This window comes from Rothia sp. 27098_8_27, assembly GCF_041432805.1.
In the GTDB taxonomy this organism is placed as follows: Bacteria; Actinomycetota; Actinomycetes; order Actinomycetales; family Micrococcaceae; genus Rothia; species Rothia mucilaginosa.
In genome coordinates, this window is the sequence record NZ_JAPWAJ010000006.1 from 81,623 (window position 1) to 94,480 (window position 12,858).

The window sequence follows — 12,858 nt, forward strand, 5'->3', positions numbered from 1 at the left end:
CGGAACAATCGAGGAATACATGGACGCTGGAACTCCCCAGAACTACTTGGCAGTCATCAAGGTCGTTGGTATCGGCGGCGGTGGCGTCAACGCAGTCAACCGCATGATTGAGGTTGGTCTGCGCGGCGTTGAGTTCATTGCTATCAACACTGACGCTCAGGCTCTGCTGATGTCCGATGCAGACGTTAAGCTGGACGTTGGTCGTGAGCTGACCCGCGGTCTTGGCGCGGGCGCAAACCCCGAGGTTGGCCGTCAGGCAGCCGAGGATCACGCGCAGGAAATTGAGGAAGTCCTCAAGGGCGCAGACATGGTCTTTGTGACCGCAGGTGAGGGCGGTGGCACCGGTACCGGTGGCGCACCCGTCGTGGCACGTATTGCCCGCTCCCTCGGCGCTCTGACCATTGGTGTGGTGACCCGCCCCTTCACCTTCGAAGGCCGTCGCCGCTCCAACCAGGCTGAGACCGGTATCGCTGCTCTGCGCGATGAGGTTGATACCCTGATCGTTATTCCGAACGACCGACTGCTGTCGATTTCGGATCGCAACGTCTCCATGCTGGACGCATTCAAGTCCGCTGACCAGGTTCTGCTCTCCGGTGTGCAGGGCATTACCGACCTGATCACCACCCCCGGCCTGATCAACCTTGACTTCGCTGACGTTAAGTCCGTCATGCAGGGTGCTGGTTCGGCTCTGATGGGTATCGGCTCGGCATCCGGTGAGGACCGTGCCGTGAAGGCAGCTGAGCTGGCTATCGCTTCGCCGCTGCTGGAAGCATCCATCGACGGTGCACACGGCGTTCTGCTGTCCATTCAGGGTGGCTCCGACCTGGGTCTGTTCGAGATCAACGAGGCTGCACGCCTGGTTCAGGAAGTTGCTCACCCCGACGCAAACATCATCTTCGGTGCTGTTATTGACGACGCACTGGGCGATGAGGCTCGCGTGACCGTGATTGCTGCTGGCTTCGACGCAGTGAACCCGGAAACCAACTCCAACGCTTCCACTGCTGCGGCTACTCAGGCTCAGCGCACCCAGGCATCCTTCGGCGGTTCCACCGCTCCGGCTGCTAACGGCTACGGCTACAACGCACCCGCTGCTGCTCCGGCTTCCACCGGCGCTGCTGGCTTCGACGTTGACCTTCCCCCGGTTGTGGAGGAAGCTCCGGCTCGCCGCGACACCCTGGACGTCCCTGACTTCCTGAAGTAGTCTGCCCGGCTGTGAACGCCTAAGCGCGTTGCACGGCTGAGAGTCTTATGAAGCTATAGGGGAGCTGAGAAACACGCACATTGTGCTGTTCTCGGCTCCCCTTTGCTATACCCGCTGATATCTGATGAAGGAATAGAAGATGAGCGATACCCCCAACACTTCGCTACTTGCCTCTGCCGATACCCGAACCCTGGGTCCCTGGCGTGTGCGGGTGGGTTTCACCTCCCGCGCGGCGGGCAACCTGGGCTTGCACGTGGACGATGAGCTCGGCGGTGGTATGGAGGCCTCCCTGGTGCGCACCCTCAACCACCGTGCCGCCCTGGAGGAGGCGCTGGGTACCGACCCGTTCTTTTACCTGAACCAGGTGCATGGCGTGCAGATTGCCTACCCGGAAGACTACGCGGTGGAATCCTATGCACCCGGTGCGCCCGAGGAGCGTACGGTTGAGCGTGCCCGCGCGGTGCTGGAGAACTCCCCGGTCGCCGATGCGGCGATTAGCAGTGAGGGCGTGCCCCTGGCGATTATGGTGGCGGACTGCATTCCCGTGGTGCTGGTGGGTGAGCGGGTCGCGAACTGGCAACCTATCCTGGCGGTGGCTCACGCTGGCCGCCGCGGCCTGCTCGATGGCGTGCTCCAGCAGACCGTGCAGCGGATGCGTCAGCTCGGCGCGGAGAAAATTACCGCGTGGCTGGGTCCGAGCATTTGCGGTAGCTGCTACGAGGTGCCCGAGGCGATGCGCACCGAGTCCACCGAACTGATTCCGCAGGTGCATTCGGTGACCAGTCAGCAGACCCCCGGCCTGGATTTGCCCGCCGGTGCCCGCGCCGTGCTGGAGGAGGCGGGCGTGCAGGTGAGCATGGACTGTGCGCAGTGCACGTTTGAGGAGCCCGAGGTGTATTCGCATCGCGGGTTCACGAACCGCGGTGAGAAGCCGGGCCGCATCGCGGGTCTGGTGTGGATTGAGAAGGCGCCAGAGCCCGCCGCCTAGAGCTGCTAAAGATAGAAAGCCGCTGAAGGAGAGAAGATGTCTGAAATGAACGTAGAAGAGAACCTGCAGTACACTCCCGAACGTGCCGAGCAGCTGCTACAGAACTACCGCCGCGTGCTTGAGCGTATCCGTACCGCGGAGCAGGACCACAGCGCCGTGCGTACCGAGGAGAGCGCCCCGGTGCAGCTGGTGACGGTCACGAAGTTCTTCCCCGCCTCCGACGCGGCGGCACTGCTGGATGGGGGAGTGACCCTCTTCGGTGAGAACCGCGACCAGGAGGCGAGCGCGAAGGCTCGCGAGCTTGCCGCATACTGTGCTCAGCGTGAGGTGCAGCCCCCGCACTGGGCGTTTATTGGCCAGTTGCAGACGAACAAGGCGAAGTCTGTGGTCAAGTACGCCTCCAGCGTGCATTCGGTGGACCGCCCCTCCCTGGCGGACGCGCTGGCGAAGGCGTACGCAAACCAGCTGGCACGCTTCGAGGCGGGGGAGGCGCCCGCACCCGCGGCGGCGGAGCATGGTGCGCTGACCTGCCTGGTGCAGGTGTCCCTGGCGGAGGTTGCGACGGCTGGGCACGCCGCTGAAGGCGCGCGCGGTGGTACGAGCGCCTCCGAGCTGCTGGAGCTGGTGGAACGCATCGAGAACCACGAGCATCTGCGTTGTGGCGGCGTGATGGCGGTGGCGCCGCTGGGCATGAACCCGGATGAAGCATTTGAGAAGCTCTACGGGCTGGCATCGCTGGTGCGTGAGCAGGTGCCGCATGCGACCGAGATTTCCGCCGGCATGAGCGGGGATTTGGAAGCTGCGGTGCGTTGGGGCTCGACCTGTGTGCGCGTGGGTAGCGACATCATGGGTAAGCGCCCGGCGCTCTAGCCTCGCCTAAGCTACGCGCCGTGCGTTGTCTCTTCGAGCTCTGGACTGCTTTCGGTGCGGACCGGCGGCATAATCATCGGTGCCCTTGACCGCCTGCGCGGGGTGGGCGCTGGTAATATATACATGCCGGTGCATGGCGTACCGTTACGCACACACCTTCTGATGACGCACTACGGCAGAACCTGTACACCACCAACGTGAAAGAACAGCGAGAGAATCATGGCGAAACAAAGCCGTCTGGCGGGTTTCCTCGGCCTGGAACGATACCAGGGCGCTGAGACGACGCCGGAAGAATCCCCGCAGGCTGTGCAGGCTGACTCCCGCCGGGAGGCAAACGCCTCCGCAGGGCAGGCTGCTACAGCGCAGAAGACCGAAAGCTCTCACAGGCTTTCAGCACTGCCCGGTTCGGCACAGTACAGCGTTGCCGAGTCGCAGAGCGAAACCTACCACCTGCAGGACGAACCCGCCTATACTGAACAGGAAGAGTACCTGCAGGCTGATAGCTACGATGACGGTACAGAAACCGAGTATCTGGACGCAGAAGAATCTGCCGACGGACGAGCAACCGTAGATGCAGCGGCACACGCCACCGCTCATACACCTGAAACCACAGCTGATCTGGCGGAAACCGAACAGACTTGGGACGACGCCAGCGCAGACAATTGGGAGGACACCCCGGTGCCGAATACCGAATACACCGAGCAGTACGCCGATACGTACTCCAACGACGGCTACTACGAACAGGGCTACGAGCCCGAAGAAACCAACGGATACACCTACGGTTACGAGGAAGAAGAGGACGAATTGCGTCGTATCACCACTATCCACCCCCGCTCCTACAATGACGCAAAGATCATTGGTGAGGCATTCCGCGAGAACATCCCCGTGATTATGAACGTGGAAGAAATGCCCGACGCAGACGCAAAGCGCCTGGTGGACTTCGCATCCGGTCTGGCATTCGCACTGGAGGGCCGCATTGAGCGCGTCACCGCTAAGGTGTTCCTGCTGACCCCCTCCAACCTGGAGGTTCTGGGCGTGGCTAACTCCGAGGTTCCCGCCGACTTTGAGACCGACGGCGAATTCCCCTTCGACCAGGGCTAAGGACTGATAGATGGGTTATATTTTCGCCCTCATTACGATTATTCTGTACGTTCTCTACGTCTCCATGCTGCTGCGCATGCTCTTTGACTGGGTACGCATGTTCGCTCCGGAGTGGCGCCCCAAGGGCATTGTGTTGCTCTTCGCCAGTGGCGTGTACGCGGTGACGGACTGGCCGATGAACCTGTTGCGTCGTCTGATTCCGCCGGTGCGTGTGGGTAACGTTGCGTTGGATACCGGTTTTCTGATTCTGATTGTTCTGCTGTCTTTCCTGCTGAACATCATGATGACGATTACCGCGAAGCTGTCCTAACGTAGCCCCTCCATCGGAGAGATACGAGAACTAGGCATGAGAGCCCCGCTTGCGCTTGGCATCCTGACATGGGATGACGTGCTGGCGGGGTTTTCTGTACCCAATTTCTGGGCCGAGAAGAACCTCCCGCGAGGGGGGAGAGACGAATACAGCCGGCGTCGAATCATGCGAAATGCACCCGCGAGCAGATATCGAGCTTGATTACGGCGGGGATAGGGATAAACGCAGCGCGTGGTGAATCCCACCCTTGCGCAGAGCGAATATTTTACGATTCAACCGACGTATAACCGGGCACAGAAACCAAAGAATAGTAGAATTGGTGCCAACGACTGCATCGCGGCATAACCATGCCCTGAATCATCGGGACCCTAAAATATTGGGGCCACGCCCTATCTGGCTGGTGAATCCGCGGCACTCAACATCACCACCAAACCCCGTAGGGATACCCAGAGGAGAAGCCCATGGCAATCACCCCCGAAGACCTGATCACTAAGAGCTTCAAGATCGTCACCGAAGAGTCCGGTTACGACCGCAACGAGGTCGACGACTTCCTGGACGAGCTCGTTGTCGAACTGCGCGCACTGTACTCCGAGCGTGACGCTCTGGAGCGTCAGGTCGAGCAGCTCTCCGCAAACGCTCCCGATTCCCCCGCAGCGGCTGTGGCACCCGCACAGTCCTCGGCAGCGCCGGCAGCAGCACCTCAGGATGCAGCAGCACTGCTTGCTATGGCACAGAAGGTTCACGACGACTACGTGGCACAGGGCGAGAAGGCTAAGGCTGAACTGATTGAAGAGGCAGAGAGGAAGGCAGACGCTATGGTGAGCGAAGCTCAGCAGCAGCGCGAAGAGGTTCTCTCTCGCCTCACCGACGAGAAGGAAGAGCTGGAGATCGCTGTTGAGGCTCTGCGCGGCTTCGAGAGCCGTTACCGCTCCAAGCTGCTGCAGCACCTGGATGCACAGGTTCAGGAGCTGAAGAACCTCAAGTCCATCGAGGCTTCCGCATAAATCAGCGTGCCTAAATAAGCTAACGACGCTTTGAAGCGTATGCCGCCCGGATTCTTTCTCTTCCACCGCTATTCACCGGGGAAGATGGAGAGAACCGGGCGGTATTCTCATACCTGCTCCGCCCGGCTTGAGAACACAGGATGAGAAGCGGGGGAGAGCACCCGCCACATCACCGCCGAATACTCGATGCACTACCCCGATTTGCTAAGCTAGAGGGGCACTATCGAACGGTACCGCACCAGGTTTGCGTTCGGGCGCGTAGCAACCGGCACAGACTAGAGGAGAGCTATGACCAACACCCCCAAGACTGCTGAATCCTCAGTCGCACAGGCTAGCGATAACGCTGCCGAAAACACCACCGAAGAAGCTACTGGACGCCGCGTGCGCATCCTTTCGGCTCGCTCCGCGGGGATTCTCGCGCTCGTGCTCGCCGCCGTCGTGTTCGTAATCGACCAGGGCACCAAATACCTGGTCGTTACCCAGATGCAGTTGGGGGAACGCATCACCGTCATTGACGGGCTTCTGTGGTGGTACTCGATCCGTAACTCCGGCGCCGCATTCAGCATGGGTGAGAACGTCACCTGGGTCTTCACCCTCGTCATGGTTGCCGCCGCGGCCGTGGTGTTCTACCTGCTGCGCCGCACCCGCGCCCTGTCCTGGACCCTCGCGCTGGGCGGTCTGCTCGGCGGTATCTGCGGCAACCTTTTCGACCGTCTCTTCCGTGAGCCCGGCTTCGGTTCCGGTCACGTGGTTGACTTTATTTCCGTACCGAACTTCGCGATTTTCAATATTGCAGATTCTGCAATCTGCGTGTGCATGGCGTTCATCGTGCTGCTGAACTTCAAGGGTCTGAACCTCAACGGCACCCGCGTGCAGGCGCCCGCTGACGAAACCCCGGCTGACGATAAGAGCACCGACGAAAAGAGCGCCAAGTAGCTCCCCGCCCCGGCTGCATCGCCGTTACACGTGCCTATAGCCGTTCTCACACAGACGACCCCTCACACAGAAAACCTAAGCAAACACCACCCGAAGGAGAGCCGCATGAGCGAAACCACCAACGCCGCCGAAGATACGGCACGCATCCGCGCCGAATTCACCGTTGAAGGCGCGCTCGCCGGTATGCGCCTGGACGCCGCACTCGCCGGTGCCCTCGACGCGCCGCGCACCCGCACCTCCGGGTGGATTCGTGACGGCCACGTGACCGTGACCAACAACGGCAAGACCGTGAAAATCGGCAAGTCCTACAAGCTGTCCGCAGGGGACGAGGTCGTCGTGGATGCACCCGCACCGCGCGATCTGGCGGACATCCGCCCCGAGAAGGTGGATGGCTTCCGCATCGTGCACCTGGACGAGGACATCGTTGTGGTGGACAAGCCCGCAGGCGTGGCGGCACACCCCTCACCCGGCTGGCACGGTCCCACCGTCATCTCCGCGCTCATGGGCGAGGGCATTTCGGTTGCTACCTCCGGCGCGGCAGAACGCCAGGGCATTGTGCACCGCCTGGACGTGGGCACCAGCGGCCTGATGGTCGTAGCCCGCAGCGAACGCGCCTACACCGAACTCAAGCGAGCCTTCAAGGAACGCACTGTGGACAAGGTCTACCACACCCTCGTGCAGGGCCTGCCCGACCCGCTGCGTGGCACCATCGACGCACCCATCGGCCGCCACCCCGGCAACGAATGGAAGTTCGCCGTGGTCGAAGACGGACGCAACTCCATCACCCACTACGACGTGCTCGAAGCCTTCGGCCCCGCATCCCTGGTGGAGGTGCACCTAGAAACCGGACGCACCCACCAGATTCGTGTGCACTTCTCCGCGCTGCGCCACCCCTGCTGTGGCGACCTGACCTACGGCGCCGACCCGCGCTTTAGCGCCGAACTGGGTCTGACCCGCCAGTGGTTGCACGCGCACCGCCTGGGCTTCGACCACCCCGGCACCGGTGAGCGCGTGACCTTCACCAGCGAGTACCCGCTCGACCTGTCCTACGCGCTGACTGCTCTGCGCGAGGGTAAGGTTCAGCTCGGCTAGACAGCCGGCTATTTATAGCCGCCCGCGGGCCGCCGCACACAGCTTCACATTCACCGCCCATCCTCCAGCCCACACCTCCAGGAGATTCCCGTGGCAACCAAAGAATTTACGCACCTGCACGTGCACACCGAGTACTCCATGCTCGACGGTGCCGCGCGCCTGGGTGACCTGTTCACCCACGCTAAAGAACTCGGCATGAAGTCCATGGCGACCAGTGACCACGGCTTCCTCTTTGGTGCCTTCGACTTCTGGCGCCAGGCTAAAGCGCACGACATCAAGCCCATCATTGGTGTGGAGGCGTACCTGACCCCCGGCACGCACCGCACCGACCGTTCGCGTGTGCGCTGGGGCGACGGCTCCCGTGATGACGTCTCCGGTGGTGGCGCGTACACCCACATGACCATGTGGGCTGAAACCACCGAGGGCATGCACAACCTGTTCCGTGCCTCCTCGATTGCGTCGCTGGAAGGTCAGCTGTACAAGCCGCGTATGGACCGCGAGGTGCTGCAGACCTACTCGAAGGGCCTGATTGCCACCACCGGCTGCCCCTCCGGTGAGGTTCAGACGCGCCTGCGCCTGGGTCAGTTCGACGAGGCGGTCCAGGCGGCGAGTGAATTCCGCGATATTTTCGGCAAAGATAACTTCTACTGCGAGGTCATGGACCACGGCCTGGACATTGAACGCAACGTCCAGGAGGATCTGCACCGCCTCGCCAAGAAGCTGAACCTGCCCTTCGTCGCCACCAACGACCTGCACTACACCCGCCAGGAAGACCACACCGCCCACGCGGCGTTGCTGTGCGTGCAGTCCGGCTCGACTCTCACCGACCCCAAGCGCTTCAAGTTCGACGCGGATAACTTCTACCTGCGCTCGGCAGAAGAAATGTACGCCCTGTTCGGTGACATTCCCGGCGCGTGCGAGAACACCCTCGAAATCGCTGAACGCTGCAACGTGGAGTTCAATACCAAGGCGAACTACATGCCGAACTTCCCCGTGCCCGAGGGTGAAAACGAGGAATCCTGGTTCGTGAAGGAGGTCGAGAAGGGCCTGCACTACCGCTTCCCGCAGGGCGTTCCCGACACTGTGCGCAAGCAGGCAGAGTACGAGGTGGGGGTTATTACCTCCATGGGCTTCCCCGGCTACTTCCTCGTGGTCGCCGACTTTATCAACTGGGCTAAGCGCAACGGTATTCGCGTGGGCCCCGGCCGTGGCTCCGGTGCAGGCTCCATGGTGGCGTACGCGATGCGTATTACCGACCTGAACCCGCTCGACCACGACCTGATCTTCGAGCGATTCCTCAATCCCGACCGCGTCTCCATGCCCGACTTCGATGTGGACTTTGACGATCGTCGCCGCGGCGAAGTCATCGACTACGTGACCGAAAAGTACGGTGAAGAGAAGGTCGCGCAGATCGTCACCTTCGGCACCATTAAGGCGAAGCAGGCGCTCAAGGACGCCTCCCGCGTGATGGATCAGCCGTACTCGGTCGGCGAGCGCCTCACCAAGGCGATGCCGCCGGACGTCATGGGTAAGAACATCGCCCTGGCGAACGTGTACAACGAAGAGGATAAGCGTTACGCCGAGGCGGCAGATTTGCGCGCCCTCATCGAGGACCCGGTCGATAAGATCTACGGCCAGGTGTTCGAAACCGCGAAGGGCCTGGAGGGTCTGAAGCGTCAGTGGGGCGTGCACGCTGCAGGCGTGATTATGTCCAGCAAGGACCTCGTGGACGTGATCCCCGTGATGCGCCGCGAGGCCGACGGCCAGGTCATCACCCAGTTCGATTACCCCACCTGTGAGGGCCTGGGCCTGATCAAGATGGACTTCTTGGGTCTGCGTAACCTCACCATCATCTCTGATGCGGTGGAGAACATTAAGGCTAACCGAGGCATCGACCTGGACCTTGAATCCCTCTCGCTGGACGACCCGGAATCGTACCGTCTGCTGGCGCGCGGCGATACCCTCGGCGTGTTCCAGCTCGATGGCGGCCCGATGCGCTCGCTGCTCAAGCTTATGGAGCCCGAGGAGTTCGAGCACATTTCGGCAGTGTTGGCGCTGTACCGTCCGGGCCCGATGGGCGCGAACTCGCACACCAACTACGCTCTGCGTAAGAACGGTAAGCAGGAGATCGAGCCGATTCATCCCGAGCTGGAAGAGCCGCTGAAGGATATTCTGGACACCACCTACGGCCTTATTGTGTATCAGGAGCAGGTTATGGCGATTGCCCAGAAGGTCGCGAACTACACTCTGGGTGAGGCAGACCTGCTGCGCCGTGCGATGGGTAAGAAGAAGAAGGCGGAGCTGGATAAGCAGTACGCTACCTTCCACGACGGCATGATTTCTAACGGCTACTCTGAGGGCGCTATTAAGGCGCTCTGGGATATTCTGCTGCCGTTCTCTGACTACGCGTTCAACAAGGCGCACACGGCTGCGTACGGTCTGGTGTCGTACTGGACGGCGTACCTGAAGGCGCATTACCCGCAGGAGTACATGGCTGCACTGCTGACCAGCGTGGGCGATAACAAGGACAAGCTCGCGCTGTACCTGAATGAATGTCGCGCCATGGGCATTACCGTGCTCGCGCCGGATGTGAACGAGTCCACCCTGACCTTCGCCCCTGTCGGTGACGATATCCGCTTCGGTATGGGCGCGATCCGTAACGTGGGCGCGAACGTGGTCGAAGGCATGATTGCCGCCCGCGAGGAGAAGGGCCGCTACGAGTCCTTCAACGACTTCCTGAAGAAGGTGCCGCTGCAGGTGTGCAATAAGCGCACTATCGAGTCGCTCATTAAGGCGGGCGCTTTCGACGACCTGGGTCACACGCGCCGTTCGCTGTCCCTCATTCACGAGGCGGCAGTGGACGCAGCCGTGGCGGTCAAGCGTAAGGAGGCGGCGGGTCAGTTCGACCTCTTCGGCTCCCTCGGCATGGACGATGCTCTGGGTGACGAACTGACCGTGACCATCCCGGACGTGCCCGAGTGGGACCGCCGTGAGAAGCTGAACTTTGAGCGTGACATGCTGGGCCTGTACGTTTCGGACCACCCGCTGCGTGGCCTGGAACGTGCGCTCTCGGATGCCGCAAGCCATTCGGTGCACGACATCATCGGCGAAGACTCGCACGTGCGTGACGGCGAAACCGTCACCATTGCGGGCATGCTCACCGGCGTTTCGCGCCGTATCGCCAAGTCCAGCGGTAACCAGTACGCCTCCGTGGAGCTGGAAGACCCCTCGGGCGCAACCATTACGGTCATGTTCTTCTCCCGCGCCTACGAGACGATGGGCGCCGCCCTGGCGGACGACCTCATCTGCTCGATTCGTGGCCGCGTGCAGCGCCGCGACGACGGCAGCGTAAACATGAGCGCGCAGGAACTGCAAATCCTGGAAATCAGCGATGACGGCCGCGCCGCACCCATCACCATCGTGGTACCCGAGTACCTGGTGACCGAGGCGAACCTGAAGGAGCTGAAGGAGACCCTGCGCGACCACAAGGGCACCGCGGATGTGCGCATGCTCGTGCGCACCCGCGATAAGGAGCAGCTGGTGCTGCTGGACCCGAGTGTGCGCGTGGAACCGAACCCGAGCCTCTTCGGTGAAATCAAGACGATTTTCGGTCCGAGCTGCATTCGACGCTAACAACGCACAACCCCCGCTGAGGGGAATGACAGGGTGGATTTTGCATAGCAGAGTCCACCCTGAGCGTATATTCACTCACAACATACGGTGTATCCGCTCTATATCACGGTAGAATAGGTATAAATATTCTTGAGCGCTGTATACGCGGGCGCTAGCGCCCAGCCAAGGAGAAACGAATGTACTGCCCCTATTGCAAGCACACCGACTCGCGCGTGGTGGATTCCCGCACCACCGATGACGGCGCCGCAATTCGCCGCCGCCGCCAGTGCACCTCCTGCGCTCGCCGCTTCACGACCGTAGAAACCACCACCATTTCGGTGATTAAGCGTTCCGGCGTGACCGAGCCCTTCGACCGTTCGAAGATTGCCGCCGGCGTGCGTAAGGCATGCCAGGGCCGCCCCGTGGGTGAGGATGATTTGGCGAAGCTCGCCCAGGAGGTTGAGGAGCTGATTCGTGCTCGCGGTCTGGCGGAGATTAACGCGCACGAGGTGGGTCTGACCATCCTGGAGCCGCTGTCGAAGCTGGACGCGGTCGCCTACCTGCGTTTTGCGAGCGTGTACCAGGCGTTTGAGAACCTTGAAGACTTTGAGGAGGCGATTGCGCGTCTGCGTGAGGACCGCATCGCCCAGTAACTAGCTAACCCAATAACTGGCTAGCCCAGTAACTAACTCAGCGCCGGTAGCCGCTATAGATGAGCGGTGGTATACAGAAAGGGGCTGTTCCCGAGATATCTATCTCAGGAACAGCCCCTTTAGCTGTAGCTACACTTTACGCTTCGCCGCGGCGCTTGCGTTCCTGCAGCATGCCGCCAGCCCACAGTGCCGCACCCACAATACCCGCGTTGTTACGCAGGGCAGCCATGACCATGGGGGTACGAATCTGATCCTCAAAGTACGGCATGAACTTCTCCGGGTTCTTGGAGATGCCGCCGCCGATGATGAACAGGTCGGGGGAGAAGAGCATCTGAACGTGCTCGAAGTAGCGGTACAGACGCTTGCCGTATTTCTTCCAGGACAGCTCGTGCACCTCGCGGGCACGGGCAGAAGCCTGAGACTCGGCGTTGTGGCCGTCGATCTCCAGGTGACCCAGCTCGGTGTTCGGGATCAGCACGCCGTCGTTGATGAGGGCGGAGCCGATGCCGGTGCCCAGGGTGATGACAGCAATCAGGCCGTCACGGTTACGGCCCTGACCGTAGGTTGCCTCAGCCAGACCGGCTGCGTCAGCGTCGTTGAGGCCGTAGACGGTGCGGCCGCCCAGCGCCTCGCTCATGACCTGCTCCAGGTCGGTGTTAATCCAGGAGTCGTCCACGTTCGCGGCAGAGAAAACCATGCCGTTCTTCACCACTGCGGGGAAGTCGATGCCGACAGCGGACTCGGGGTCCGGTGCCAGGTCGCGGCCCTGCAGCTCGTCCACTACGCGGCGTACAACCTCAGCCACAGCCTCGGGGGTTGCGGGCTTGGGGGTGTCGATGCGGAAGCGGTCGGACACGAGGTCGCCGGTGCGCAGGTCAACGATGCCGCCCTTAATGCCGGTGCCTCCAATGTCCACACCAATCTGCAGGTCCTTGGGGGTGGGGGCGGGCAGCTCGTTGATGACGCCGGGTTCTGCGTATTCGCTCATGGTTTTCTCTCTCTTTCACCCCGCCTACTGCCGTGTAACCTAAGGGAGTGGGCGGGCTTGTCAGTGGGTGAATTGATATAAAAGTGAGGTGCTGGGCTCGTAC

The 12,858-nt window shown here is 61.5% G+C and carries 11 protein-coding genes; 10 read left to right on the plus strand and 1 reads right to left on the minus strand.

Annotation, left to right across the window (positions count from 1 at the left end; translation table 11 throughout):
• Positions 1-19: 19 nt before the first annotated feature.
• The 10 genes from ftsZ to nrdR all read left to right on the plus strand — a co-directional run bounded on the left by ftsZ (position 20) and on the right by nrdR (position 11,767).
• Complete coding sequence (gene ftsZ, locus O3675_RS07505; RefSeq protein ID WP_005506541.1) at positions 20-1,201, plus strand: cell division protein FtsZ; 1,182 nt, start codon at positions 20-22, stop codon at positions 1,199-1,201.
• Positions 1,202-1,340: 139 nt separating this feature from the next.
• Positions 1,341-2,189: a polyphenol oxidase family protein gene (locus tag O3675_RS07510; RefSeq protein ID WP_371571833.1), complete on the plus strand. Its 849-nt coding sequence runs from the start codon at positions 1,341-1,343 to the stop codon at positions 2,187-2,189.
• Between the two features lie 36 nt (positions 2,190-2,225).
• The gene (locus tag O3675_RS07515) at positions 2,226-3,059 is read left to right on the plus strand and encodes a YggS family pyridoxal phosphate-dependent enzyme (protein ID WP_303950273.1); all 834 of its coding nucleotides are present in this window, start codon (positions 2,226-2,228) and stop codon (positions 3,057-3,059) included.
• A gap of 219 nt (positions 3,060-3,278) precedes the next feature.
• Positions 3,279-4,160, plus strand: coding sequence for a cell division protein SepF (locus O3675_RS07520; protein WP_371571835.1), 882 nt, complete (start codon positions 3,279-3,281; stop codon positions 4,158-4,160).
• Positions 4,161-4,170: 10 nt separating this feature from the next.
• The gene (locus O3675_RS07525) at positions 4,171-4,470 is read left to right on the plus strand and encodes a YggT family protein (RefSeq protein WP_070629514.1); all 300 of its coding nucleotides are present in this window, start codon (positions 4,171-4,173) and stop codon (positions 4,468-4,470) included.
• Positions 4,471-4,931: 461 nt separating this feature from the next.
• Entirely contained in the window at positions 4,932-5,474 is a 543-nt protein-coding gene (locus O3675_RS07530; RefSeq protein WP_049352995.1) for a DivIVA domain-containing protein, read from the plus strand.
• A gap of 288 nt (positions 5,475-5,762) precedes the next feature.
• On the plus strand, positions 5,763-6,410 hold the full coding sequence (lspA, locus tag O3675_RS07535; RefSeq protein ID WP_141752165.1) for a signal peptidase II: 648 nt from the start codon (positions 5,763-5,765) through the stop codon (positions 6,408-6,410).
• A gap of 105 nt (positions 6,411-6,515) precedes the next feature.
• Positions 6,516-7,502 carry an RluA family pseudouridine synthase gene (locus O3675_RS07540; RefSeq protein ID WP_005506532.1) on the plus strand — a complete coding sequence of 329 codons (987 nt, stop codon included), beginning with the start codon at positions 6,516-6,518 and terminating at the stop codon, positions 7,500-7,502.
• A 90-nt stretch (positions 7,503-7,592) separates the two neighbouring features.
• A complete protein-coding gene (gene dnaE / locus O3675_RS07545; protein WP_371571838.1) occupies positions 7,593-11,135 on the plus strand; it encodes a DNA polymerase III subunit alpha in 3,543 nt (1,180 codons plus the stop codon).
• A gap of 176 nt (positions 11,136-11,311) precedes the next feature.
• Positions 11,312-11,767: a transcriptional regulator NrdR gene (nrdR, locus tag O3675_RS07550; RefSeq protein WP_005506525.1), complete on the plus strand. Its 456-nt coding sequence runs from the start codon at positions 11,312-11,314 to the stop codon at positions 11,765-11,767.
• Positions 11,768-11,903: 136 nt separating this feature from the next.
• Here the strand turns inward: nrdR and ppgK are convergent, their stop codons facing one another.
• A complete protein-coding gene (ppgK, locus tag O3675_RS07555) occupies positions 11,904-12,755 on the minus strand; it encodes a polyphosphate--glucose phosphotransferase (protein ID WP_371571839.1) in 852 nt (283 codons plus the stop codon).
• Positions 12,756-12,858 lie beyond the last annotated feature (103 nt).

Bases quoted from the DNA above. Each gene is read 5' to 3' on its own strand.
- O3675_RS07540 (WP_005506532.1), top strand. From the start codon at position 6,516: ATGAGCGAAACCACCAACGCCGCCGAAGATACGGCACGCATCCGCGCC.
- nrdR (WP_005506525.1), top strand. From the start codon at position 11,312: ATGTACTGCCCCTATTGCAAGCACACCGACTCGCGCGTGGTGGATTCC.
- ppgK (WP_371571839.1), bottom strand. From the start codon at position 12,755: ATGAGCGAATACGCAGAACCCGGCGTCATCAACGAGCTGCCCGCCCCC.
- lspA (WP_141752165.1), top strand. From the start codon at position 5,763: ATGACCAACACCCCCAAGACTGCTGAATCCTCAGTCGCACAGGCTAGC.
- O3675_RS07520 (WP_371571835.1), top strand. From the start codon at position 3,279: ATGGCGAAACAAAGCCGTCTGGCGGGTTTCCTCGGCCTGGAACGATAC.
- O3675_RS07510 (WP_371571833.1), top strand. From the start codon at position 1,341: ATGAGCGATACCCCCAACACTTCGCTACTTGCCTCTGCCGATACCCGA.
- O3675_RS07515 (WP_303950273.1), top strand. From the start codon at position 2,226: ATGTCTGAAATGAACGTAGAAGAGAACCTGCAGTACACTCCCGAACGT.
- ftsZ (WP_005506541.1), top strand. From the start codon at position 20: ATGGACGCTGGAACTCCCCAGAACTACTTGGCAGTCATCAAGGTCGTT.
- O3675_RS07530 (WP_049352995.1), top strand. From the start codon at position 4,932: ATGGCAATCACCCCCGAAGACCTGATCACTAAGAGCTTCAAGATCGTC.
- O3675_RS07525 (WP_070629514.1), top strand. From the start codon at position 4,171: ATGGGTTATATTTTCGCCCTCATTACGATTATTCTGTACGTTCTCTAC.